This is a genomic window from Glutamicibacter sp. PAEs-4 (assembly GCF_051161755.1).
In the GTDB taxonomy this organism is placed as follows: domain Bacteria; phylum Actinomycetota; class Actinomycetes; order Actinomycetales; family Micrococcaceae; genus Glutamicibacter; species Glutamicibacter nicotianae.
Window position 1 is genome coordinate 1,817,627 of record NZ_CP195017.1, and the last position, 23,896, is coordinate 1,841,522.

General features: G+C 65.1%; 25 protein-coding genes. All 25 read right to left on the reverse strand.

What is annotated here, in order from left to right; translation table 11 throughout:
* Positions 1 to 38 precede the first annotated feature (38 nt).
* The 25 genes from coaBC to rpsD all read right to left on the reverse strand — a co-directional run bounded on the left by coaBC (position 39) and on the right by rpsD (position 23,732).
* Positions 39 to 1,265, reverse strand: coding sequence for a bifunctional phosphopantothenoylcysteine decarboxylase/phosphopantothenate--cysteine ligase CoaBC (coaBC, locus tag ACR9WD_RS08560; protein ID WP_038991114.1), 1,227 nt, complete (start codon positions 1,263 to 1,265; stop codon positions 39 to 41).
* A 96-nt stretch (positions 1,266 to 1,361) separates the two neighbouring features.
* The gene (rpoZ, locus tag ACR9WD_RS08565; protein ID WP_038991115.1) at positions 1,362 to 1,622 is read right to left on the reverse strand and encodes a DNA-directed RNA polymerase subunit omega; all 261 of its coding nucleotides are present in this window, start codon (positions 1,620 to 1,622) and stop codon (positions 1,362 to 1,364) included.
* A gap of 8 nt (positions 1,623 to 1,630) precedes the next feature.
* Positions 1,631 to 2,197: a guanylate kinase gene (gene gmk / locus ACR9WD_RS08570; protein WP_038991117.1), complete on the reverse strand. Its 567-nt coding sequence runs from the start codon at positions 2,195 to 2,197 to the stop codon at positions 1,631 to 1,633.
* A 3-nt stretch (positions 2,198 to 2,200) separates the two neighbouring features.
* Positions 2,201 to 2,536 carry an integration host factor, actinobacterial type gene (mihF, locus tag ACR9WD_RS08575; protein WP_013349055.1) on the reverse strand — a complete coding sequence of 112 codons (336 nt, stop codon included), beginning with the start codon at positions 2,534 to 2,536 and terminating at the stop codon, positions 2,201 to 2,203.
* A gap of 147 nt (positions 2,537 to 2,683) precedes the next feature.
* Complete coding sequence (gene pyrF / locus ACR9WD_RS08580; RefSeq protein ID WP_073706210.1) at positions 2,684 to 3,526, reverse strand: orotidine-5'-phosphate decarboxylase; 843 nt, start codon at positions 3,524 to 3,526, stop codon at positions 2,684 to 2,686.
* A complete protein-coding gene (gene carB, locus ACR9WD_RS08585; protein WP_038991121.1) occupies positions 3,519 to 6,797 on the reverse strand; it encodes a carbamoyl-phosphate synthase large subunit in 3,279 nt (1,092 codons plus the stop codon). Before carB ends, pyrF begins: the two co-directional genes overlap by 8 nt.
* Entirely contained in the window at positions 6,797 to 7,966 is a 1,170-nt protein-coding gene (carA, locus tag ACR9WD_RS08590; protein WP_066138470.1) for a glutamine-hydrolyzing carbamoyl-phosphate synthase small subunit, read from the reverse strand. The genes carB and carA overlap by 1 nt, the downstream gene beginning before the upstream one ends.
* Positions 7,967 to 8,473: a hypothetical protein gene (locus ACR9WD_RS08595; RefSeq protein ID WP_083586605.1), complete on the reverse strand. Its 507-nt coding sequence runs from the start codon at positions 8,471 to 8,473 to the stop codon at positions 7,967 to 7,969. It abuts the gene before it with no gap.
* On the reverse strand, positions 8,466 to 9,770 hold the full coding sequence (locus ACR9WD_RS08600; protein ID WP_434921933.1) for a dihydroorotase: 1,305 nt from the start codon (positions 9,768 to 9,770) through the stop codon (positions 8,466 to 8,468). Before ACR9WD_RS08600 ends, ACR9WD_RS08595 begins: the two co-directional genes overlap by 8 nt.
* 11 nt (positions 9,771 to 9,781) lie before the next feature.
* Positions 9,782 to 10,744 (reverse strand): aspartate carbamoyltransferase catalytic subunit, encoded by a 963-nt coding sequence (locus ACR9WD_RS08605; protein ID WP_204722202.1) that lies wholly within the window; start codon positions 10,742 to 10,744, stop codon positions 9,782 to 9,784.
* Complete coding sequence (gene pyrR / locus ACR9WD_RS08610) at positions 10,741 to 11,310, reverse strand: bifunctional pyr operon transcriptional regulator/uracil phosphoribosyltransferase PyrR (RefSeq protein WP_198934341.1); 570 nt, start codon at positions 11,308 to 11,310, stop codon at positions 10,741 to 10,743. The genes ACR9WD_RS08605 and pyrR overlap by 4 nt, the downstream gene beginning before the upstream one ends.
* Positions 11,311 to 11,544: 234 nt before the next feature.
* Positions 11,545 to 12,135, reverse strand: coding sequence for a DUF664 domain-containing protein (locus tag ACR9WD_RS08615; RefSeq protein ID WP_434921934.1), 591 nt, complete (start codon positions 12,133 to 12,135; stop codon positions 11,545 to 11,547).
* A gap of 110 nt (positions 12,136 to 12,245) precedes the next feature.
* Positions 12,246 to 12,656: a transcription antitermination factor NusB gene (nusB, locus tag ACR9WD_RS08620; RefSeq protein ID WP_434921935.1), complete on the reverse strand. Its 411-nt coding sequence runs from the start codon at positions 12,654 to 12,656 to the stop codon at positions 12,246 to 12,248.
* Positions 12,656 to 13,216 carry an elongation factor P gene (gene efp, locus ACR9WD_RS08625; RefSeq protein ID WP_038991131.1) on the reverse strand — a complete coding sequence of 187 codons (561 nt, stop codon included), beginning with the start codon at positions 13,214 to 13,216 and terminating at the stop codon, positions 12,656 to 12,658. Before efp ends, nusB begins: the two co-directional genes overlap by 1 nt.
* A 110-nt stretch (positions 13,217 to 13,326) precedes the next feature.
* Positions 13,327 to 13,857, reverse strand: coding sequence for a tetratricopeptide repeat protein (locus tag ACR9WD_RS08630; RefSeq protein ID WP_038991136.1), 531 nt, complete (start codon positions 13,855 to 13,857; stop codon positions 13,327 to 13,329).
* A 4-nt stretch (positions 13,858 to 13,861) separates the two neighbouring features.
* Entirely contained in the window at positions 13,862 to 14,953 is a 1,092-nt protein-coding gene (aroB, locus tag ACR9WD_RS08635) for a 3-dehydroquinate synthase (RefSeq protein ID WP_066138477.1), read from the reverse strand.
* 80 nt (positions 14,954 to 15,033) lie between these two features.
* On the reverse strand, positions 15,034 to 15,522 hold the full coding sequence (locus ACR9WD_RS08640) for a shikimate kinase (RefSeq protein WP_038991140.1): 489 nt from the start codon (positions 15,520 to 15,522) through the stop codon (positions 15,034 to 15,036).
* 13 nt (positions 15,523 to 15,535) lie between these two features.
* Positions 15,536 to 16,735: a chorismate synthase gene (gene aroC / locus ACR9WD_RS08645; protein ID WP_038991142.1), complete on the reverse strand. Its 1,200-nt coding sequence runs from the start codon at positions 16,733 to 16,735 to the stop codon at positions 15,536 to 15,538.
* Positions 16,736 to 16,764: 29 nt separating this feature from the next.
* Positions 16,765 to 17,613 carry a shikimate dehydrogenase family protein gene (locus tag ACR9WD_RS08650; protein ID WP_434921936.1) on the reverse strand — a complete coding sequence of 283 codons (849 nt, stop codon included), beginning with the start codon at positions 17,611 to 17,613 and terminating at the stop codon, positions 16,765 to 16,767.
* Positions 17,614 to 17,678: 65 nt separating this feature from the next.
* Positions 17,679 to 19,100: an endolytic transglycosylase MltG gene (mltG, locus tag ACR9WD_RS08655; RefSeq protein ID WP_434921937.1), complete on the reverse strand. Its 1,422-nt coding sequence runs from the start codon at positions 19,098 to 19,100 to the stop codon at positions 17,679 to 17,681.
* 45 nt (positions 19,101 to 19,145) lie between these two features.
* Entirely contained in the window at positions 19,146 to 19,619 is a 474-nt protein-coding gene (gene ruvX, locus ACR9WD_RS08660; protein WP_190263585.1) for a Holliday junction resolvase RuvX, read from the reverse strand.
* Positions 19,612 to 22,302, reverse strand: a complete 2,691-nt coding sequence (gene alaS / locus ACR9WD_RS08665) for an alanine--tRNA ligase (protein ID WP_434921938.1) — start codon at positions 22,300 to 22,302, stop codon at positions 19,612 to 19,614. The genes ruvX and alaS overlap by 8 nt, the downstream gene beginning before the upstream one ends.
* Before the next feature lie 19 nt (positions 22,303 to 22,321).
* Positions 22,322 to 22,531 (reverse strand): hypothetical protein, encoded by a 210-nt coding sequence (locus ACR9WD_RS08670; protein ID WP_038991150.1) that lies wholly within the window; start codon positions 22,529 to 22,531, stop codon positions 22,322 to 22,324.
* Positions 22,532 to 22,611: 80 nt separating this feature from the next.
* Positions 22,612 to 22,983, reverse strand: a complete 372-nt coding sequence (locus ACR9WD_RS08675; protein ID WP_038991152.1) for a DUF948 domain-containing protein — start codon at positions 22,981 to 22,983, stop codon at positions 22,612 to 22,614.
* Between the two features lie 125 nt (positions 22,984 to 23,108).
* Positions 23,109 to 23,732 carry a 30S ribosomal protein S4 gene (gene rpsD, locus ACR9WD_RS08680; protein WP_038991153.1) on the reverse strand — a complete coding sequence of 208 codons (624 nt, stop codon included), beginning with the start codon at positions 23,730 to 23,732 and terminating at the stop codon, positions 23,109 to 23,111.
* Positions 23,733 to 23,896 lie beyond the last annotated feature (164 nt).

Below are 23,896 nucleotides of genomic sequence, written 5' to 3' on the forward strand. Positions count from 1 at the left end.
ACTAGGACATTTCGTGAACAAGCACCACATGGCGCGGCTCACTTTGTTACAGCTGCATGACTTTTTGTGGCATTCGAAATCTGCTCGATGACCACGCGGGCCACCTCCAGCTTGCTGCCCGAGGCTTGCACCGCTTCGGCGTGATCGGCGAAGAGGACGTGGATGCTGTTGGTTTCCTGCCCGAAGGTCAGCGTCGCGCCCACCTCATTGACCACGAGCATTTCGCAGCCCTTGCGCTCCAGCTTGGCCTGCCCGTACTCGAGCACGCTGCCCTGCTCGTCGCCGGTCTCGGCGGCAAAGCCGACGATGAACTCCGGCAGGTCCGGGTTCTGGCTGCGGGCGGAAACCAGTTCGGCGAGGATATCCGGGTTGCGCACCAACTCGATGACCGGTGCCGAATGCTCGTCGCGCTTCTTGATCTTCGAGTTCTCGATGCGTGCCGGACGGAAATCGGCGACCGCCGCGTTCATGATCAGCACGTCCTGGCCCGGAGCGTTCTCGAAGACCGCCTCGCGCAGCTCCAGCGCGCTTGAAGCGTGCACCAGCTTCACGCCATGCGGCGCGGGAACTTCCAGATGGGTGGCGATCAGCGTGACCTCGGCCCCGGCATCACGGGCGGCCTGCGCCAGCGCGACACCCTGGCGGCCCGAGGAGCGGTTGCCCAAGAAGCGCACCGGGTCCAGCGGTTCGCGGGTGCCCCCGGCGGTGATCAGGACCTTGGAACCAGCGAGCACCGGCTCGGAGAGCAGGTCCTGGACTGCCGCGAAGATCTCATCTGGTTCCGGAAGCCGGCCCGGTCCCGAATCCTTTCCGGTAAGCCGCCCCGAGGCAGGTTCGATCACCCGCACGCCGCGATCGCGCAGGGTCTGCACGTTCGCGACGGTGGCCGGGTGCTGCCACATTTCGGTGTGCATGGCCGGGGCCATCACAACCGGAGCCCGGGTGGCCAGCAAGGTGCCGGTGAGCAGGTCGTCGGCCAGCCCTGCGGCGGCCTTGGCCAGCACATCGGCGGTAGCCGGAACAATCAATACCAGATCGGCCTGCTGGCCAAGGCGCACGTGGTTGACGGTATCGACCGCTTCGAACACATTCGAGGTCACCGGATTTCCGGACAGGGCCTCCCAGGTGGCATTGCCCACGAAGTTCGCGACGTTCTGGGTGGGGATCACATCGACATGGTGGCCGGCTTCGCGCAGCAAGCGCAGCAGGAGCACGGACTTGTAGGCGGCGATGCCAGCCGAGACGCCTAGGACAATTCGCTTCACGAAGTACTTCCTCGAGGATTCGGTGCGGTGATGAGGTGGGTGGAAAAGGAGCTTAACGAAAAAGAAGGCGCCCGCTGCGGGGCGCCGACTTTTCGATTAGTCCTCGATGGCCTCGGCCGGAGTGACCTTCAGCAGGCTGTCATCCAGCTCGCGCAAGGCGATGGTCAGGGGCTTCTCGTTCAGCTTAGTTTCCACCAGCGGGCCGACGTACTCGAACAGGCCTTCGTTGAGCTGCGCGTAGTAGGCGTTGATCTGGCGTGCGCGCTTGGCCGAGTTCAGCACGATGGCGTACTTCGAGTCGTTGGTCTCAAGCAACGAGTCGATCGATGGGTTGATGATTCCCTCTGGGTTGGACACAGGACTCCCTATTTGTCGTTCTTTAGCCCCATGAGGGCTACAAGCTCTTCGGCGGCACGTGCGACATCGTCGTTGACGATGGTCACGTCGAATTCTGATTCCGCTGCAAGTTCTAGTTTAGCGGTTTCCAGGCGGCGCTGCTGTTCCTCGGCGGTTTCAGTGCCGCGTCCCACAAGCCGGCGCACCAATTCGTCCCACGATGGCGGGGCGAGAAAGACGAATTTTGCCTCGGGCATCGACTCCTTGACCTGGCGCGCACCCTGCAGATCGATTTCCAGCAGGACCTTCTTGCCCTGTGCCACTGCATTTTCAACCGTGGAGCGAATCGTGCCGTAGCTGTTCTGGCCATGGACGACAGCCCATTCCAGCATCTGGCCTTCCTCAACCAGGGTTTGGAAGCGCTCGGGGCCCACGAAGAAGTAGTGGACTCCATCCTGCTCCCCCGGCCGGGCGTTGCGGGTCGTTGCCGACACCGAGAGCCAGACATCTGGATAGTTATCGCGGATGTAGGTAGAGACGGTGCCCTTGCCTACTGCCGTGGGGCCGGCTAGAACAGTTACCGACGCTGCGGTCATTGACTACACTTTCGTTTTTGGCGGGCTTTGCTTGAAGTGCTCGGTGATTGCGGTGCGCTGCTTGCGTCCCAGTCCGCGCAGACGGCGTGATGGGGAAATGCCAAGTCGCTCCAGCAAGTTTGCCGCACGTACTTCACCTACGCCCGGTACCGATTCCAGAAGGTCCATGACACGCATGCGTCCCACGGCTTCATCTTCGTATACCAAGTCTAGTACCTCGGTGATGGAAATTTTTCCGGCACTGAACTCCGCCTTGATTTCTGCACGACGAGTGCGTGCGGCGAGTGCCTTGGCGCGGGCCCGGATACGATCTTCGTCAGAGAGTTCTCGCAGTACCATCGTTCAGCCATCCTTCAGTTGTAGTGGACTAAGGCTTATGTTGAGAAACATAGCGAGGTAACGCTGCTTTTGCAAGACTAAACGCGTTGTGGCTACTAGAAACTCTAATAGCCACAACGCGCCTATGCCACTTATTCGAATTTTTTGCTAGCTAGCTGCCAGCAATTCGTCCCGGACCCTCAGGGCCTTGTCGCGGAGCGCGGTCTTGTCCGGCCCCGCTTTGAGGATGTCCCGGCTGCTCGTGCCCAGCACTTGGCCGTAGCTGGAGGCGAATGACTTGGCAATATCAGCTGCCGTGGCGCCTTGCGCGCCAAGTCCCGGTGTGAGCAGCGGAGCCTTGGAGGTCGCTAGATCGATTCCGAGCTTGGCCGGCGCATCGCCGATGGTGGCGCCGACGACCAAACCGACATGACCTAAATCTTCTGCACCTGAATTTTCCGCAGTGACTTGGTCAATAATCGTTTTAGCAACAGAGTTTTCACCGCCGACATGCTGCACCGACGGCCCCTCCGGGTTGGAAGTCAGTCCGAGAACGAACACTCCCCGGCCGGTGGCAGCAGCCAAATCCAGTGCCGGGCGCAGCGACTCGTAGCCCAGGTATGGGCTTAAGGTCACCGCGTCTGAGGCCAGCGGGGAAGCGTCATCGAGCCATGCGGTCGCGTACGCGGCCATGGTCGAACCGATATCCCCGCGCTTGGCGTCGGCCAACGTGAGCAGCCCGGCGGCCTTCGCGGCGCTCAAGGTGTCCTCCAGCGCGGCAAATCCCTTGGACCCGAAGCGCTCGTACAGGGCGACCTGGGGCTTGAGGATTGCCGCCGCACCGGCCATCGCTTCCACGACTGCCAGTGAGAAAGATCGCACGCCATCGGCGGTATTCTCCAGCCCCCAGGCTTCCAGCAGCGCCGGGTGCGGATCAATCCCCACGCACAGCGGGCCGGAAGCCTGCATGGCCGAACGAAGCCGCTGGCCGAATGGAATCGGCTCAGGCATTGCGTGCCGCGTTCAGGTTGGCGTCGTGCACCTGCAAGCTGGTGACATCCCACTCGTACTCGCGCAGGGCATCGATTGCCTGGACGGAGGCGTTGAATTCCGCAACGGTGGTGATCACCGGGGTGCCGACCGAGGTCGCGGCGGCGCGGATCTCGTAGCCGTCGCCACGCGCATCCGAACCCGACGGGGTGTTCAGGATCAGGCCGATCTGGCCGGCCACGATCAGGTCGACGATGGACTCCCCGCCTTCGTGCAGCTTGCCCACCACCTGGGTCGGGATGCCGTTGCGGCGCAGCACCTCGGCGGTGCCGCCGGTGGAGATGATCTCGAAGCCGTTGTCGGACAGGTGCTTGACCGGCATCACGATCGAGCGCTTGTCGCGGTTGGTGACCGAGACGAAGACCTTGCCGGCGGTGGGCAGCGGGTTGTTCGCCGCGGCTTGCGACTTGGCGAAGGCGGTGTCGAAGTACTTGTCGAAGCCCATGACCTCGCCGGTGGAGCGCATTTCAGGGCCGAGCAGCGAGTCGACGACCTTGCCTTCCGGGGTGCGGAAGCGGGCGAACGGCATGACCGCTTCCTTCACGGCGATGGCCGCGGCTTCCGGCAGGTGCGCGCCGTCGCCGGTGGCCGGCAGGTAGCTGCCGCGCAGCTCGGCCAGGGTCTTGCCGACGCCGATCAGCGCGGCGACCTTGGACAGCTGCACGCCGGTGGCCTTCGAGGTGAACGGCACGGTGCGCGAAGCACGCGGGTTCGCCTCGATCACGTACAGGATGTCGCTGGCCAGCGCGAACTGGATGTTGATCAGGCCGCGCACGCCCACGCCTTCGGCGATCGCCCGGGTGGCCTGCTTCACGCGCTCGCGCACGTCAGGGCCCAGGGTGATCGGAGGCAGGGTGCAGGCCGAGTCGCCCGAGTGGATGCCGGCTTCCTCGATGTGCTCCATGATGCCGCCGACGTACAGGTCGGTGCCGTCGAACAGGGCGTCGACGTCGATCTCGATCGCGTCTTCCAGGAAGCGGTCGACCAGGACCGGGTGGTCCACGGTGATCTCGGTGGCGTTGGTGATGTAGCGCTCGAGGTTGGCCTCGTCGTACACGATCTCCATGCCGCGGCCGCCCAGCACGTAGGACGGGCGGACCAGCACCGGGTAGCCGATGGAGTCGGCGATGGCCTTGGCCTCGGCGAAGGACACGGCGGTGCCGTTCTTCGGCGCGACGAGCCCGGCGTTGTCCAGCACCTGCTGGAAGGCGCCGCGGTGCTCGGCCAGGTCGATGGCTTCCGGCGAGGTGCCCAGGATCGGCACGCCGGCGGCCTTCAGCTCGGCGGCGAGCTTCAGCGGGGTCTGGCCGCCGAGCTGGACGAATACGCCCAGCACGCCGCCGGTTTCCTCTTCGGCGTGGATGACCTCGAGCACGTCTTCCAGGGTCAGCGGCTCGAAGTAGAGGCGGTCGGAGATGTCGTAGTCGGTGGAGACGGTCTCCGGGTTGCAGTTGACCATCACGGTCTCGTAGCCCTCGGCGCGCAGCGCCATCACCGCGTGCACGCAGGAGTAGTCGAACTCGATGCCCTGGCCGATGCGGTTCGGACCCGAGCCGAGGATGATGACCGACTTCTTCTCGTGGGCCGCCACCTCGGTCTCCTCGTCGTACGAGGAGTACATGTACGGGGTGAAGGCCTCGAACTCGGCGGCGCAGGTGTCAACGGTCTTGTAGACCGGGCGCACGCCCAGCGCGTGGCGGATGCCGCGGATCACCGACTCGGACTTGCCGGTGAGCTGGGCCAGCTGCGCATCGGAGAAGCCGTGGCGCTTGGCTTCGCGCAGCACGTGCTCGGGCAGGTGCTTGTTCGCGGCCACCAGCTGCGCGACCTCGTTGATCAGCTGCAGCTGGTCCAGGTACCAGGGGTCGATCGCGGTGGTCTCGAACAGCTTCTCGATGGACACGCCGGAGAACAGCAGGCGCTGGACCAGCGAGAGGCGTTCGGTCGAGCCCTTCACGATCGAGGCCAGCACTGCTTCGTGCTCGGCTTCCGGGATCGGCTCGAAGGACAGCTCGGAGCCCTTCTGCTCCAGGGAGCGCAGCGCCTTCTGCAGGGCTTCGGTGAAATTGCGGCCCAGGGCCATCGCTTCGCCGACCGACTTCATGGTGGTGGTCAGGGTCTTGTCCGCGGCCGGGAACTTCTCGAAGGCGAAGCGCGGGACCTTCACGACCACGTAGTCCAGGGCCGGCTCGAAGGAAGCCGGGGTCTTCTGGGTGATGTCGTTCGGGATCTCATCCAGGGTGTAGCCCACGGCCAGCTTGGTGGCGATCTTCGCGATCGCGAAGCCGGTGGCCTTGGAAGCCAGCGCGGAGGAACGCGAAACGCGCGGGTTCATCTCGATGACCACGACGCGGCCGGTGGCCGGGTCGATGGCGAACTGGATGTTGCAGCCGCCGGTGTCCACGCCGACTTCGCGGATGACCGCGATGGAGATGTCGCGCAGCTTCTGGTATTCGCGGTCGGTCAGGGTCATCGCCGGGGCGACGGTGATCGAGTCGCCGGTGTGCACGCCGACCGGGTCGAAGTTCTCGATGGAGCACACGACCACGACGTTGTCGTTCTTGTCGCGCATCATCTCCAGCTCGTACTCCTTCCAGCCCAGGATCGACTCCTCCAGGAGCACCTCGGTGGTTGGCGAGTACTGCAGGCCGGCGCCGGCGATGCGGCGCAGGTCCTCCGGGTTGTAGGCCATGCCCGAGCCCAGGCCGCCCATGGTGAACGACGGGCGCACGACCACCGGGTAGTTCAGCTCCTCGACGGCGGCGAAGGCCTCGTCCAGGGTGTGCACGATGACCGAGCGGGCCGATTCGGCGCCGCAGCGCTCGACGACGCCCTTGAACTTCTCGCGGTCCTCGCCCAGCTCGATGGCTTCGATGTTCGCGCCGATCAGCTCGACGTCGTACTTCTGGAGGGCGCCGGACTTGTCCAGCGCGATCGCGGTGTTCAGCGCGGTCTGCCCGCCCAGGGTCGGCAGGATCGCATCCGGGCGTTCCTTGGCAATGATCTTCTCGACGACCTCGGGGGTGATCGGCTCGACGTAGGTGGCGTCGGCGAATTCCGGGTCGGTCATGATGGTGGCCGGGTTGGAGTTGACCAGGATGACCCGCAGGCCCTCCTCCTTCAGCACGCGCAGGGCCTGGGTGCCGGAGTAGTCGAACTCGGCGGCCTGGCCGATGACGATCGGACCCGAACCGATGACGAGAACTGATTTCAGATCGGTGCGCTTAGGCATTACTTGCTGTCCTTTTCTGCGGCGGAATCCAACGCGGTCATGAAGCGGTCAAAGAGGTAGGCGGCATCGTGGGGGCCGGATGCGGCCTCTGGGTGGTACTGCACGGAGAAGGCCGGGATGTCCAGGCAGGACAGGCCCTCGACCACGTGGTCGTTCAGCGAGTAGTGCGAGACCTCGACCTTGCCGAAGCGCTCGACCGGCGCGGTGACGGTGCCTTCGATCGGCGCGTCGACGGCGAAGCCGTGGTTCTGGCTGGTGATTTCCACGCGGCCGGTGGCCTTGTCCATCACCGGCTGGTTGATGCCGCGGTGGCCGAAGCGCAGCTTGTAGGTGTCGAAGCCCAGCGCGCGGCCCAGGATCTGGTTGCCGAAGCAGATGCCGAAGTACGGCATGCCGGCATCGAGCACCGAGCGCACCAGTTCCACCTGCGCGGTGGCGGTGGCGGGGTCGCCCGGGCCGTTGGAGAAGAAGACGCCTTCGGCGCCGGTGGCCTTGATGTCCTCAAGGGTGGCGTTGTACGGCAGCACGTGCACGCGCAGGCCGCGCTCGGCCAGGCGGTGCGGGGTCATCGACTTCATGCCCAGGTCGATGGCGGCGACGGTGCGCTTGGGCTCGCCGGTGTAGCCGTGGTCGGCCGGCTCGACGATGTAGGCGGTGTCAACCGAGACCTCGGCGGAGATGTTGCGCCCGGCCATCGACGGCTGCGCCTTGACCAGTTCCACCAGTTCGGCGTCGGACTTCGCGGCGTCATCGCCGGAGAAAATGCCGGACTTCATGGCGCCGGCGTCGCGCAGGTGCCGGGTCAGCGCGCGGGTGTCCACGCCCTGGATGCCGACGATGCCGTACTCGACCAGGTCCTCGTCCAGGGTGCGCTCGCTGCGCCAGTTGCTTGGACGGCGGGCGGCGTCGCGGACCACGTAGCCGGCGGCCCACATGCGGGTGGATTCCGGATCCTCGGAGTTCACGCCGGTGTTGCCGATGTGCGGGAAGGTCTGCACGATGATCTGGTGCGCGTAGGACGGGTCAGTCAGGGTTTCCTGGTAGCCGGTCATGCCGGTGGTGAAGACTGCTTCACCCAGGGTGGTGCCCACGGCGCCATAGCTGCGTCCGCGGAAGATGCGGCCATCTTCGAGTACCAACACGGCTGGTAGGTTGCTCAGGGAATTCACTTATTTGTCTCCTGCTCGGCTTACGTCGTCGTGCGACGCCAGCAACTGATAAATCTTGGGGGTGTCCTCGTGGTAGCGGGGACGGAATCCGGTGTCGAAGGTGAAGCCGTCCTTGTTCCAGGTGATGACGATCAGGCCGTTCTTCTCCACGACCTTGCCGATCATCCCGCTGCTGCGCTTGACCTGTTCGTAGCGCTCCCACGGGATGTGCACGTCGCGCGCTCCGGAACGGATCAGGTGCACGCCTTCGCTGCCCAGTTCCAAGGTGGCGTTGGTACGCACGCCGAGCTCATGCACGGCAATGCGGTCCAGCCAGTCGTCGAATTTCGTGGTGACCACGTACATGCCCTCGAAGCTGTGCTCCACCTGGTCGGCGAACTCCTCATACGGCTCGGGAATCGCCGATTGCCGGGCCTTGAGGTTGCGCCAGCCCAGCAGGATCAGCGTCACGGCAGCGACGACCGCGACGATCGTCCAGATGAGCGGCTGAAGTGCTCCCTCAGGCATTGATCGACCTCGGGGTTGCCAGCTGGCCATCGAGCACGGTGGCGTGCCCGTGGAAGAAGGTGGCGCGCACCGATCCGGGCAGCTCCATGCCGGCGAATGGCGAGTTGCGGCCCTTGGTGGCCATGGCTGCCGGGTCGACGATCCAGCGGGCTGCCGGATCCACCAGGGTGAGGTTGGCCGGCTCGCCCACCGCGATCGGGCGGCCCTGGTCGGCGACGCGGCCGATCTGCGCGGGCACCTCGGAGGTGATGCGCGCGACGTCAGCCCAGCCCATCAAGCCGGTGTCGACCAGCGTGTGCTGCACGATCGACAGCGCGGTCTCCAGCCCGGTCATGCCCATGGCCGCCGCGCCCCACTCGCAGTCCTTGGCTTCGGACGGGTGAGGGGCGTGGTCGGTGCCGATCACGTCGATGGTGCCGTCGGCGACGCCGGCGCGCAGCGCCATCACGTCTTCCTCGCGGCGCAGCGGCGGGTTGACCTTGAACACCGGGTCGTAGGTGCGGACTTTCTCGTCGGTGAGCAGCAGGTGGTGCGGGGTGACCTCCGCGGTGACCTGGATGCCGCGGGCCTTGGCCCAGCGGATGATCTCCACCGAGCCGGCAGTGGACACATGGCAGATGTGCAGCCGCGCGCCGACATGCTCGGCCAGCAGCACATCGCGGGCGATGATCGATTCCTCGGCGACCGCAGGCCAGCCGGGCATGCCCAGGATCGAGGAGACTTCGCCCTCGTTCATCTGGGCGCCTTCGGTCAGCCGCGGTTCCTGGGCGTGCTGGGCGATGACCCCGTCGAAGGCCTTCACGTATTCCAGGGCGCGGCGCATCAGCAGCGGGTCGAAGACGCAGATGCCGTCGTCGGAGAACATCTTCACCGCGGCACGGGAATCGGCCATCGCGCCGATTTCGCTCAGCTGCTTGCCGGCCAGGCCGACGGTGACCGCACCGACCGGGCGGACATCCACCCAGCCGGCCTTGCGGCCCAATTCGTAGACCTGCTCGACGACGCCGGCGGTGTCGGCCACCGGGGTGGAGTTGGCCATCGCGTGCACGGCGGTGTAGCCGCCGCGGGCGGCTGCCTGCGAACCGGTTTCCACGGTTTCGGCGTCTTCGCGGCCCGGTTCGCGCAGGTGGGTGTGGGTGTCGACCAGGCCCGGCAGCAGCACCAGGTCCGTCGCATCGATCACCTGCGCGTCGCCGGCGTCGGCGATGGTGCCCAGCTGGGCGATCTTGTCGTCGGCGATCAGCACGTCGGCAGGTTCGCCGCCGAGGATGGAGGCCTGCTTGATCAAGTAGTTCATGGTTTCTTCCTTCAGATCAGGTCGCCGGAGAGGAGCATGTAGAGGCTGGCCATGCGCACGGCCACGCCATTGGTGACCTGGTCGAGCACGGTGGAGCGCGGCGAGTCCGCGGCGGCCGAGGAGATCTCCAGGCCGCGGTTCATCGGACCCGGGTGCATGATCAGGGTTTCGGCGCCCGAAGCGTCCAATTCCGCCAGGCGCGCATCGTCCAGTCCCCAGTAGCGCGAGTATTCGCGGGGGTTCGGGAAGTAGGCGGCATTCATCCGCTCGCCCTGCACGCGCAGCATCATCAGCGCGTCGACGCCCTTGGCGATCACCTCGTCCAGGTCGTAGCTGATGGTGCACGGCCAGGATCCGGCGCCGACCGGCAGCAGGGTCGGAGGGGCGACCATCGTGACTTCGGCACCGAGGGTGTTCAGCAGCCACAGGTTGGAGCGGGCGACACGGCTGTGCAGGATGTCGCCGACGATCGCGACCTTCAGCCCGTCCAGGCCGCGGCCTGCCGGGCTGGTGCCCTCGCGCAGCGCCACCTGGCGGCGCAGGGTGAAGGCGTCGAGCAGCGCCTGGGTGGGGTGCTCATGCGTGCCGTCGCCGGCGTTGACGATCGGCAGCCCGATCCAGTCGGTGGCCGCCAGCCGGGCCGGGGCACCGGAATCCGGGTGGCGGATGACCACCGCGTCGGCGCCGATGGCCAGCAGGGTCTGCGCGGTGTCCTTCAGCGACTCGCCCTTGGATACGCTCGATCCCTTGGCCGAGAAGTTGATGACGTCGGCGCTCAGGCGCTTGGCGGCGGCCTCGAAGGAAATCCGGGTGCGGGTGGAGTCCTCGAAGAACAGATTCACCACGGTGCGTCCGCGCAGGGCCGGCAGCTTCTTGATCTGGCGGGTTCCCGATTCACGCATCTCTTCGGCGACATCCAGGATGGCGATGGCTTCGTCGCGGGTCAGATCCGCGGTGGAGAGCAGGTGCTTCATGCGGCGCCCTCGATCACTACTTCGTTGGTGCCATCGATTTCTGCCAGGTGCACGCGCACCTTTTCGCTCTTCGCGGTCGGCAGGTTCTTGCCCACATGATCGGCGCGGATCGGCAGTTCGCGATGCCCGCGGTCAACCAGCACGGCCAGGCGCACGATGCGCGGGCGTCCCCAGTCGGCCAGTGCGTCCAGGGCGGCGCGGATGGTGCGACCGGAATAGAGCACGTCGTCGACCAGGACGACAACCTTGCCCTCGATGCCGCCTGCTGGAAGGCGCGTCGGCGCCGGGGTGCGGGTGGTGGAGTGGCGCAGATCGTCGCGGTACATGGTGATGTCGAGCTGGCCGACCAGCGATGCCGGGTCGAGATTGCCGTCGGCGGTGGCTGCGATGCGGGTGGCCAGGCGCTGGGCCAGCGGGAATCCGCGGCTGGGAATGCCAAGGAGGACCAGGTCGTCGGTGCCCTTGTTGGCCTCGATGATTTCGTAGGCTACGCGAGTGAGTACACGTTCGATGTCGTCGCCGGTTAATACCGTGCGCGCGGCATCTGGCACTGGATTCTCATCCATGCTGTGCACCTCTCCCTTCTCCGCCTCACGGGACGGGATTTAAAGGAATATTGCTAACTCAAATTATCACGAGCGCGAGGCGATTCCCTAGCGGAAACCTATGCATGACACTGAATAGGGCGTGGGATCGGTCACAAGGATGCAGCTGGCGGTTCTCGCCGAGGGGCAGAATCACGCAGATCCCGTGAACCGACTCTGCCGCAGGTACGGCAGGTGTTGCGATCGACACACGCACTAAGCGGCCAGGACCGTTGGAAGTGTGCTGCGCCATTGGCCCACCCGTCCGTCGAAGCATTCGCGCAGCAGGTCTGCATGCCCGCTGTGCCTGGCGTACTCCTCGATGCGGTGGACCATCAGGTCGCGGATGACCACCTGCTCGCGTCCCGCGCGCTGGCCGAGGTCCTCGAAGCCGGCCAGCAGGCGGTCGGTGGCGTCTTGCTCTTCATGCAGGATGCGCAGCGCCTGGGATACCTGGGCGGGATCCGGGCGCACCTCCTCGAAATCGGATCCCGCCGGCCAGTAGATCCTGCCGGCAGGCTCGCCCGCGGTGATCCAGTTGCGCCAGTCCCGCTCCACTTCGCCGAGGTGGCGCAACAGGCCCAGCAGGCTGAGCGTGGAGGGCGGGACCGGGCGCGAGGCCATCTGGGCCGCGTCCAGGCCCTGGCATTTGAGTTCGATGGTGAGCCGGTAGTCGCGCAGGTAGCGTTCGCAGGTGGCCCGCTCCCCTACCGGGTCGTCCCCTGCTTCCCGCGGATCCTGGTCGGGATCAAGCCACATGTTCGCCACGATCACCGATTCGCTCCAGCGTTCGGGCTTCTGGTTCATGCACCCTAGCCTCGCCGTCGCACGCCCCGCGGGCAATGGCTGCACAAAAAAGCCCGGGCCGGAACCCCGCAAAAGGGTTCCGGCCCGGGCTCGGAAACGTGAGGATCGAATTAGTCGACCAGGGTGTCCTTGACGCTCTGGATGCGGCCCAAAACGCCATTGACGAACTCCGGCGATTCACCGGTGGACAATTCCCGCACGTTCACCACGGCTTCGGCCACGGCGACAGCGTCGGGAACGTCATCGTTGTACAGCAGCTCCCACACGCCGATGCGCAGTGCGCTGCGGTCAACAGCTGGCATGCGCTCGATGGTCCAGTCCTTGACGTAGCTTTCGAGAACTTCGTCAATGCGGGCCAGATGGGCGGTCACGCCTTCGATGATCGCCAGCGAGTACTCGTTGAGTACGATGTCCGAGTTTTCCCGTCGTGCGATGGCTACGGCCAGCGGATCTGCATCGCGGGCCTCGGCTTCGAACAGGAACTCAAGGGCTCGGCGGCGGGCTTTGGCGCGGGCTCTCACTAGTTGACACGACCCAGGTAATCGCCGGTACGGGTGTCAACCTTCACCTTGGTGTTCTGCTCGACGAACAGCGGCACCTGGATTTCCTTGCCGGTTTCCAGGGTTGCCGGCTTGGTGCCAGCCGACGAGCGGTCGCCCTGCAGGCCCGGCTCGGTGTAGGTGATTTCCAGAACGACCGATGCCGGCAGTTCCAGGTACAGCGGGCTGCCGTCGTACATGGCGATGGTCAGGTTCTGGTTCTCCAGCAGGAAGCCGGCGGCATCGCCAACGGTGGCGCCGGGAACGGTGAGCTGGTCGTAGTCTTCCAGGTTCATGAAGACGTAGTCTTCGCCATCCTGGTAGAGGTACTGGTAATCGCGGCGGTCAACGGTGGCCAGTTCGATCTTGGTGCCTGCGTTGTAGGTCTTGTCCAGGACCTTGCCGGAGATGACGTTGCGCATCTTGGTGCGCACGAATGCGCCGCCCTTGCCTGGCTTGACGTGCTGGAAGTCGATGATGGTCCAGAGCTGGCCATCGATCTTGATGACCTGTCCATTCTTGATGTCAGTTGTATCCGCCACGTTTCCTCAATCCTCTATTTTCGCCAGCTGCAGCCGGCATTATCAAAAATCCATGTTCAAGTTTACCCTACGCGCCATGGGGCACAAAGGGTTGGACGCGGTGGCGCGCATTACTGCGCGGCGCGCTCTTCGGCAATATGCATGCAGGTGCTGGCCGCGTTGACCAGGTATGCGTCGTCGTCCAACTCGATGCGCAGCTCCAGGGCCTTGCGGAATCGCGTGGCCGCCGCCTTGTAATCGCCCTTTGCGAAGAAGGACAGGCCTGCATGGTAGTGCATCAGCGGCTCGTACGCGGTGCCGGCGAATTCCTCGGCCAGCTTGCGCAGGCGGTTGATCGCGCGATCGAAGTCGCCCTGCATGCGGGTCAGCTCGGTGTCCAGGACGCGCAGATGGGCGTTGGTCGGATCAACGAAACGCGATTCCGCGATCAGCTCGCCGGCCTTGGCCAGCTCGCCCCGGGCGAGCAGCACCATTACCTGGTCGGTGGGCGAACCCACCAGCAGCTGCTGCTCGGCGGCCGCCTCGTCGGCGATGTAGGGCTTGAGCGTCTCGGGATCGATCAGCACGCCTTCAACAGCTGTGCCGACACCTTCGCGGTTTACCGATGCGACGTCAATGGCGTATGCGGTGTAGTCGACCATGTGCCTACTCCCCGATTTCCTGGTAGGCGGCGAAGAGCAGCGAGTTATCGGGCACTTCGTAGATGCGCGGCTTGCCGATTTCTTCCAGCACGACGAAGCGCAGCTGGCTGCCGCGGGCCTTCTTGTCGCGCTTCATGCCGTCGAGCAGCGCCGCCCAGCGGTCGTTGCGGTAGGTGGTCGGCAACCCGAGGGACTTCAGGATCGCGACGTGGCGGTCGGCCACGGCGTCGGAGGTGTAGCCCACCGAGCGGCCCAGTTCGGCGGCGAAAGCCAGGCCGATGGACACGGCTGCGCCATGGCGCATCTGGTAGCGCTCGGCCAGCTCGATGGCGTGGGCCAGGGTGTGGCCGTAGTTCAGGAATTCACGGTCGCCGGATTCCTTCAAGTCGCGCGAGACCACGTCGATCTTCACGGCGATGGTGCGCTCGACCAGCTCGCGCAGGCGGTCGCTGGCGGGATCGACGGCATCGGCCGGATCCTCTTCGATCAGTTCCAGGATGCGCTCGTCTGCGATGAAGCCGCACTTGACGATTTCAGCCATGCCGGTCACCAGCTCGTTCTTCGGCAAGGTGGCCAGCGCGTCGAGGTCGGCGAGCACAGCGGCCGGCGGGTGGAAGGCGCCGACGAGGTTCTTGCCCTCGGCGGTGTTGATTCCGGTCTTGCCGCCCACGGCAGCGTCGACCATGGCCAGCAGGGAGGTAGGAATATGGATGACCTTCACGCCGCGCAGCCAGGTGGCAGCAACGAATCCTGCCACGTCGGTGACGGCCCCGCCGCCCACGGAAATGACTGCATCGGAGCGGGTGAAGTCGTTCTTGCCCAGCACTTCCCAGCAGAAGGAGGCAACCTGGATGTGCTTGCCTTCTTCGGCATCCGGAATTTCCGCGGTCAATGCCTCCAGGCCGAACTTCGCCAGTTCGTCGCGAACCACGTCGCCGGTGGCGCGCAGTGCTCGCGGGTGGATGACCAGGACCTTCTTGACCGCGGGACCAAGCAGGTCGGGCAGTTGGCCCAAGAGGCCGTTGCCGACCATGACGGGGTACGACTCCGCGGGGGTGCTTCCGGTGACCTTCATGGTGGTCGGTGCGATAGGCATCAGTCTAGCTTCCTCCTGATGGTGGTGATTTTTCTAGCGTACGCGTGAGCCCGGCCAGAAGTTGCATCTCGTGAGGCTAATCACAGCTGTTCCAGCTGCGGCAATACCTCGTCGAGAATTTGCGAAACGGACTTTCCATCCACGAGAACATGCACGTCAGCGAGCATTTCATAAATCGGGCGGCGCTTTTCGTAGACGGCGATCCAGCTCTTGAGGGCTTCGTCACCAGCCAGCAGCGGGCGGTGCCCGTCGCCCTTGATGCGCTCGGCGGCAGCCTGTTCGCCGAGTTCCAGGTAGATTACCGTGCCGCGCGAGAGCAGCTGCTGGTTCTCCTCGCGCAGCACCGCGCCGCCACCGGTGGCGACCACGCCGGTGCGCAGCCGGCACAGCGCCTGGACTTCCAGGTCGCGGAAATGCGCTTCGCCATGTTCGGCGAAGATCTGCGCGATGGTTCCGTGGTGGGCGACGATGGCCGCGTCGGAATCCGCGAAGCTGGTAGAAAGGGCCGTGGCCAGTGACTTGCCCACGGTGGACTTGCCACTGGCCATCGGACCAATGAGGTAGATCATTGAAGCGTGCTTCCTAGACGCCGGTCGAACCCAGATTGCCCGGGATGCTGGCCAGGTAGGACTCGATATTGCGCTTGGTCTCGGCCACCGAATCGCCGCCGAACTTCTCCAGCAGGGACTGGGCCAGCACCAAGGCGACCATGGCCTCGGCGACCACGCCGGCGGCCGGCACGGCGCAGACATCCGAGCGCTGGTGGTGCGCGGTGGTGTCCTCGCCGGTGGCGGTGTCCACGGTGCGCAGGGCGCGGGGCACGGTGGCGATCGGCTTCATGGCGGCGCGCACGCGCAGCACCTCGCCGATGCTCATGCCGCCCTCGATGCCGCCGGCGCGGTTCGAGTTGCGCTTGATGCTGCCGTCTTCCGCGTGCACGATCTCATCGTGCGCGGCCGAACCGCGGCGCGCGGCGGTGGCAAAGCCGTCGCCGACCTCGACGCCCTTGATGGCCTGGATGCCCATCAGGGCGGCGGCCAGGCGCGCGTCCAGGCGGCGGTCCCAGTGCACGTAGGAACCGATGCCCGGAGGCAGGTTGTAGGCGAGGACCTCGACGACGCCGCCCAGGGTCTCCCCTGCCTTGTGGGCGTCGTCGACCTCGGCGACCATGGCTACGCTGGTCTCGGGGTGGAAGCAGCGCAGCGGGTCGGCGTCCAGGGCGGCGACATCGGCTGCGGTGGGCAGCGGTGCATCGGCCGGTGCGGCCACGGCGCCAACAGCCGTGGTGTGCGAGACGAGCTGGATGCCCAAATCATTGAGGAAACGCGAGGCCACCGTGCCCAGTGCGACGCGGGCCGCTGTTTCGCGGGCGCTGGCGCGCTCGAGGATCGGGCGGGCGTCCTCGAAGCCGTACTTCTGCATGCCGGTGAAATCGGCGTGGCCCGGACGCGGGCGGGTCAGCGGCGCGTTGCGCGCCAGCGAGGCCAGCTCATCCAGATCCACCGGGTCGGCGTTCATCACGCGTTCCCACTTCGGCCATTCGGTGTTGCCGATTTCGATGGCTACCGGGCCGCCCTGTGTCTTGCCATGGCGGACGCCACCGAGGAAGGTGACCTGGTCCTTTTCAAATTTCATGCGCGCGCCGCGGCCATAGCCGAGACGGCGGCGTGCCAGTGCCTCCCGCACTGCTTCGCTATCCACCGATACTCCGGCGGGTAGGCCTTCAAGAATTCCAACGAGTGCCGGGCCATGCGATTCGCCCGCGGTCAACCAACGCAACATGTCATCTATTTTGCCATGACACGAACTGATTACTGGTGTCGGGCCAGACCCAAAGAGTCATACATCGCATTTGTGACGTCCGCGCGGCGCGATTCCTGCCAGGCTCCGGCACTGAAGAATCGCACTTGTTCCACGGCTTGGTGCACTAGCATGTGGATACCGGAGATTACGGTGCCTTGCCATGCTTGCGCCAAGGCAGAGGGCCAGGGGTCGTAGGCCACATCCAGCAGGATGCCGCTGCCTGCGCCGATCACCGGCACCCAATCGTCGGCGGCACGCGGCGGCAGCGTGGAGAACACGAGCGGGATATCGTTCAGTGTCGCGGCCAGCGCCTGGTCGATTCCCGAAATCTCGTGGACGGTCGTTTCCATCCCGAGCTGGTGGGCCATATCGACGGCCTGGGAGGCCCGCGCGGCGCTGCGCACGACAAGTGCCAGCTGGCTCACGCCGACTTCAGCCGCGGCCTCGATGGCTGCCAGCGCGGTGTTGCCAGAGCCCAGGATCATCGCCTGCGCGCACTGGGCGAGCCCGAAATCGGCGAGGGCCTGGACCAGGCCGTCGACGTCGGTGTTTTCCCCGTAGAGGGTGCCGTCGTCGCGGACCACGATGGTGTTCAGCGCGCCGAGGCGCTGCACGCGTGCGGACAGGTCATCCATCAATGGCACGAATGCGTCCTTCAGCGGCATGGTCACCGAGCAGCCGGCCCAGTTGCCTGCGCGCAGCGCGGCTGCATGCCCGGCAGCCTGGCCCGGTTCCATGTCGATCGCGCTGTAGCTGATCGGCGCGCCGAGCAGCTGGTAGGCGGCGCGGTGCAGCACCGGCGATTTGGAGTGGCTGATGGGGTGGCCGAGGACGGCTGCCTGCTTCATTTTCTTCATGGACTTCCTGCTGGTAATTGCCCGGCCCTGGGGGCGGCAACGCGTCTTTCGTTCGCGGGCTTGCGCTAGCAGACGTCTGGATGCTCGTCGCACCAGGCGTCGAATTCGGCCTTGTACCGCTGGTGCTCTTCGTAGGTCGAGGCGAACTTGGTCTCGCCGGTTTCGATGTTGACGGTCACCCAGTAGTAGTAGCCGTTGTCTTCCGGATTGGCGGCGGCCTCGATCGCAGGATTCGCTGGCGAGCCGATCGGAGTTGGCGTCAGGCCCTTGTGCACGTAGGTGTTGTATTTGTTCGACGCGTCCTGCTTCTCCTGCGCGCTGAACTGCAGCGAGTAGCGGCCCAGCCCGTAGATCACCGCGGAGTCGACCTGCAGCAGCCCGTGCGTCTCGCGGTTGCCCGGATCCAGCCGGTTCTCGATCGCTCCGGCGACCGTGGCGTAGTCCGGGGTGCGCGCCTCCGCCTGCAGGATCGAGGCGATCTTCAAGATGCGGTAGCCCTCGTCGAGGTCGGTAATGCCCGCCTGCTCGAGGGAAACCTTGGTGGCCTTGACCAGCTCGGCCAGCACTTCCTTGGCGCTGGTTTCCAGCGGGAAGCGGTACTCCCCCGGGTGCAGCCAGCCCTCGAGGTTGGTCACCGAGTCGGGCAGGCCGAACTCCTGCGGCTTGGTGGCCAGCGCCTGCAGGTCCTTCTCCTTCAGGCCCGAGCCCTTGGCGATCTCCTTGATCGCGGCATCCATGCGCATATTGGCCTTCAACGCGATGTAGAAGACCTTGTCCGGACGCTGGTTGATGAGGATCTCGGCCGCGTCGGCTGCTGGCATCTGCTTCTTGAGCAGGTAGGTGCCGGGGTGGATGAGCTTGTTCTCGGCTTCGGAGTTGGCGACGGCGTCGGAGAACAGGCCATCGTCGGAGACGACGTCGAGCTCTTCGAGCTTGCGCGAAATGATGTTCACGCCCCAGCCATCTTCCACGGTGAATTCCACGGTGGCCCCGCCCGGGCCCGGGTAATCGTCGGGGTTGAACTGCTTGAGCACGGACTTGACGAAGAAGACCGAGCCGGAGACCACCAGCGCGAAGATCAGCACGGTGGCCAGCATCACCAGGTTGCGCTTGCGCTTGGTGCGCTTGCGCCGCTGGGCCTTGTAGGCGGCTGCCTGCGGGTCCTGGGGTTCGTCGCCGAAGACAACTGCCGGCTGTACGGCGTGCGTTTCCCCGGTGTAGTCCTCATCCTGGGCGTCTGCAGGATCGTCGGATTCCTGCATTTCGGGGTCAGCGGCCGCTTGGGCGGGGAGGAAACTGGTGTGGGTGTCTTCCCCGCCCGAAGCGCCGGGTTCTGCGGTGGCCGCTAGCGATTCGCGGTAGTGCTCGGCGCCGGCCAGTTCCGGTTCAGAGGGTTGTGCGATCGGCACGCCAGTTCCGGCGGCAAAGCGTTCATATAGCGCGCGATGCGTTTCGCGTTGCCGTTCGTGGCGGGCTTCTTCTCGCATCAACTCTCATCTCTCGGGTCGTTGTGGAGCACTAGCGGTGGTGGGCTAGCGCAGCACAATCCGGCTGGCTTGCACGCGGACGTTGTTGCGCCGCATTTCCAGCACTTGCTGCAGGATCTCGGTGGCTGCGACCTGGTCGACGACCTTGCGGTGCTCTGCCATCTTCTTGCCCGAGGCGTGCAACGACCGATGCGCGTTGACGGTGCTCAGGCGTTCGTCGACCAGGAAAACCTCAAGCTCGATATTAGCGCTTGCGGCTTCTTCCGCCAAGGCAATCGCGTAGTCACGTGCCATTTTGGTGGATTCGGTCGAGTTGCCGGCCAGCGATTTCGGCTCCCCGATGAAGACCTCGGTGACGCCGCGATCGGCAATGATGCGCAAGAGCATCCGCAGATCCGAATTCTTCTTCGCATCCCTGCGCAGGGTCATCACCGGGGTGGCGAGGATTCCCGAGGGATCGGATGCGGCGACGCCGACGCGGGCAAGGCCCACGTCGACGCCGAGAGCGGCATTAGCCATTGGCCAGTGCCGCCTGGATGGCAGCCAGCGCGTCATCGATCTTCGATGCGTCCTGGCCGCCGCCCTGGGCCATGTCGTCCTTGCCGCCGCCACCGCCGCCGAGCACGCCGGTTGCGGTGCGGACCAAGGCGCCGGCCTTGAAGCCGTTGGCGCGGGCCTCGTCGTTGGTCACCGCCAGCACCAGCGGACGGCCGTTGGACACGCCGATCAGCACGATCACTGCCGCTTCGGAGCCCAGCTTGCCGCGCAAATCCAGCGCCATGGTGCGCAGCGCATCGGCGGAGTCGACCTCTCCGGCGTTGTGGGCCAGCAGGCGGGTGCCGCCAATGGTGACGACCTTCTGCAGCAGTGCTGCGGACTGGGCCAGCATTGCCTGGTTCTTGAGTTCGGCAATCTGCTTCTCAGCGGCCTTGAGCTTTGCGACGGTGTCGTTGACGCGCTCGGAGACCTGGCTGGATGGCACGCGGAACAGGCCGGAGAGCTCGGAGACCAGGGCGCGCTCGGCAGCGCCGTGGCGGAAGGCTTCCATGCCCACCAGCGCCTCGACGCGGCGGTTGCCCGAACCCACCGAAGCCTCGGAGAGCAGGGTCAGCTGGCCGATGCGGGCGGTGGTATCCACGTGGGTGCCGCCGCACAGCTCGCGCGACCAGGCGCCGTTCATCTCCACCACGCGCACGTCGTTGGCGTACTTCTCGCCGAACAGGCTCATCGCGCCCAGCTTCTTCGCCTCGGACAGCGCCATCTCGTTGGTGATGACCTGGTGGTTGGCGGCGATGGCAAGGTTGACGACCTCTTCGACCTCGCTGCGCGCGGCAGCGGACAGCGCCTCGGCCCAGGAGAAGTCGAAGCGCAGGTACCCTGCCTTGTTGAAGGAGCCGGCCTGCGTGGCGGTAGGGCCAAGCAGCTCGCGCAGGGCGGCATGCACCAGGTGGGTAGCCGAGTGCGCCTGCTCTCCGGAGCGGCGGCGCACGGCGTCGACCTGGGTGCGCACCAGCGCCTCGGCAGGCAGTTCGCCTTCGCGCACGATGACCTTGTGGACGCTCAGGCCCTTGACCGGGGCCTGCACATCGGTGACTTCCAACACGAATCCGTCGCCGGTGATCAGGCCGCTGTCACCTGCCTGGCCGCCGGATTCGGCGTAGAACGGGGTTTCGTTGAGCACCAGGTCGATTTCCTGGCCCTGCTCGGCGAACGGCACGACCTGGCCATCGCGGATGATGCCGCGGATGGAGGATTCGCCTTCGAGGGTGTCGTAGCCGGTGAAGTGCACGTTGCCGGCCTCGGCCAGCTTGTTGTACACCGACAGGTCGGCGTGGCCGGCCTTCTTGGCCTTGGCGTCCTTCTGGGCGCGGGTGCGCTGCTCGTTCATCAGTTCGCGGAAGCGCGACTCGTCGACGGACAGGCCAGCCTCGGCGGCGATCTCCAGGGTCAGGTCGATCGGGAAGCCGTAGGTGTCGTGCAGGGTGAAGGCGTCGTCGCCGGAGAGGTTCTTGCCTTCCTCCTTGGCGTGGCTCAGCGCCTCGTCCAGGCGGGTGGTGCCCGAAGCGATGGTGCGTCGGAAGGCGCGTTCCTCGGCGTAGGCGATGCGGGCGATGCGCTCGAAATCGGCCTCGACTTCCGGGTAGACGCCCTTCATGGCGTCGCGCGAGACCGGAAGCAGCTCAGGGAGCACCTCGGTGTCCACGCCCATCAGGCGCATGGCGCGCACGGCGCGGCGGATCAGCCGGCGCAGCACGTAGCCGCGGCCTTCGTTGCCCGGGGTGACCTGGTCGGAGATCAGCATCAGCGAGGAGCGGATGTGGTCGGCGATCATGCGCAGGCGCACGTCGGTGGCGTGGTTCGGGTCGGCAGGATCCTCGGTGGAGGTGTAGGTGACGCCGGCCAGTTCGGCTGCCTTGTCGAGCACCGGACGGACCTGGTCGGTCTCGTACATGTTCTCGACGCCCTGCAGGATCATCGCCAGGCGCTCCAGGCCCAGGCCGGTATCGATGTTGCGCTTGGGCAGTTCGCCGGCAACGTCGAAGTCGGTCTTGGAGCGTACTGCCGAGAGGCGGTACTGCATGAACACCAGGTTCCAGATTTCCACGTAGCGGGTCTCGTCGACGGCGGGGCCGCCTTCGACGCCGTAGGCCGGGCCGCGGTCGTAGTAGATCTCCGAGCATGGTCCGCCCGGACCTGGCTGGCCGGTGTTCCAGTAATTGTCTTCCTTGCCGGTGCCGACAACGCGCTCGGTAGGCATGCCGATCTCTTCTTCCCAGATGCGGCGGGCCTCGAGGTCCTTCTCGTCGCCGTCTTCGTAGACGGTGACCCACAGGCGGTCCTTGTCCAGGCCGTAGCCGCCGTCCTCGACGGAACTGGTCAGCAGCTCCCAGGCGAAGTGGATGGCTTCCTTCTTGAAGTAGTCGCCGAAGGAGAAGTTGCCGCACATCTGGAAGAAGGTGCCATGGCGGGCGGTCTTGCCGACCTCTTCGATGTCACCGGTGCGGATGCACTTCTGCACCGAGGTGGCACGGGAGTATGGCGGCTCTTCGCGCGCGGTGAGGTAAGGGATGAACGGAACCATGCCGGCCACCGTGAACAACAGCGAAGGGTCGGCCGAGACCAGCGAGGCGCTCGGCACCGCGGCATGGCCCTTCGAGACGAAAAAGTCGACCCAACGACGGGCAATTTCCTGCGTTTTCATCGTGTTACGGATGATCCCTTCACTTAGCGGCGTCCACGCCCAAGGCGGAACGCAATTCTTCTTCGCGGGAGCTCATTCCCTGGCGGAAGGCTTCCCAATATTCCGAGGCGCGGTCGGCGTACTTGCCGACCTGGCGGTTCAGCGCCGCCCCGGACGAAACTTCAGCGTATTTCTTGGACGCGAGCACGCCAACGCCCACTCCAATCGAAACCCACAAGAGCTTTTTCATTCTAGTCTCCTTGGCGGCCACCAGATGGCCGTATCCTATTCAGCACGCCGATACGTGTTCGATCAAACAGCGTTGCCTGCTTAGCGGCTGCGGCGTGCCTTGCCGCTTGGCTTGGTGTTCATGGCAGCCTTCACGCCTTCGGTGAATGCTGCAACCTTGATCAGCGGCTTGCCGACGGTGGCTGCTATCAGCGAGGACAGCGCGGAAACGTTGGCGGTGGTGTCAGAAACGTTGCTGGTGATGACGTCGACCTTCTTGAGCTGGTCATTGGTGGTCGCAACGGTGGTCGCAACTTCGCCGATCAACGGAGTGGTTCCGTCAGCCAGGTCCTTGATCGATTTGCGCAGCTCGTCGAACACCTTGCCCAACTTGATGATCGGCACTGCCAGCAGCACAACTAGTACGACAAACGCGCCGGCGGCGATGAGCCCTGCAATATCCGAACCCGACATGTGCTTCCTCTTCTGCTTTGGGTTTTTGGTGCCAGTCCACCTTATCGAAGTCAGAGCATAGATAGGTAGTTAAGCGACAAGCCCGCAACCGTTTCCGGCTGCGGGCTTGGAACTAGCGCACGGATTTAGCGTGCGTAGTACTCGACCACGAGGTTCTCTTCGCAGGTCACTGGGATTTCGGCGCGCTCTGGGGTGCGCACGAAGGTCGCCTGGAGGGCTTCCAGCTTCACGTCCAGGTAAGCAGGAACAGCTGGCAGCACCTTTGCGTGCTCGCCGGCTGCAGCCATCTGGAATGGAACCATCTTCTCGCTCTTCTCGTGCACGTGGATCAGCTGACCCGGCTGCACCTTGAAGGACGGACGGTCTACACGCTGGCCGTTGACCAGGATGTGGCGGTGTACAACCATCTGGCGAGCCTGCTGGATGGTGCGGGCGAAGCCTGCACGCAGAACCAGGGCATCCAGACGGGACTCGAGCAGAGCCAGCAGGTTGCCGCCGGTTTCGCCGCCGAGGCGCTTAGCTTCCTTGAAGGCGCTCAGCATCTGAGCTTCGCGGATGCCGTACTGGGCACGCAGACGCTGCTTTTCGCGCAGACGTACTGCGTAGTCGCTGTCCTGCTTCTTACGGGCGCGGCCGTGCTGGCCTGGACCGTATGGACGGCGCTCCATGTACTTTTCAGCTTTTGGAGTCAATGCAAGGCCGAGCGCACGCGAGAGGCGTACGGTACGGCGGGCACGGGCGTTAGCCATGGTGTGTCCCTTTCGATTAGCGACGGTATCTACTGGCCTCCAGGAGGGAGAGTGTGTGGGCGTCGCGTCCCTGCTTCACTTCAACCTCGCTGTGCAGCCGATCACTCGAATGCACAGGCAAGGCTTGCCAGCCAAAGATCAAGTTTACACGAAACCGCCGTTGC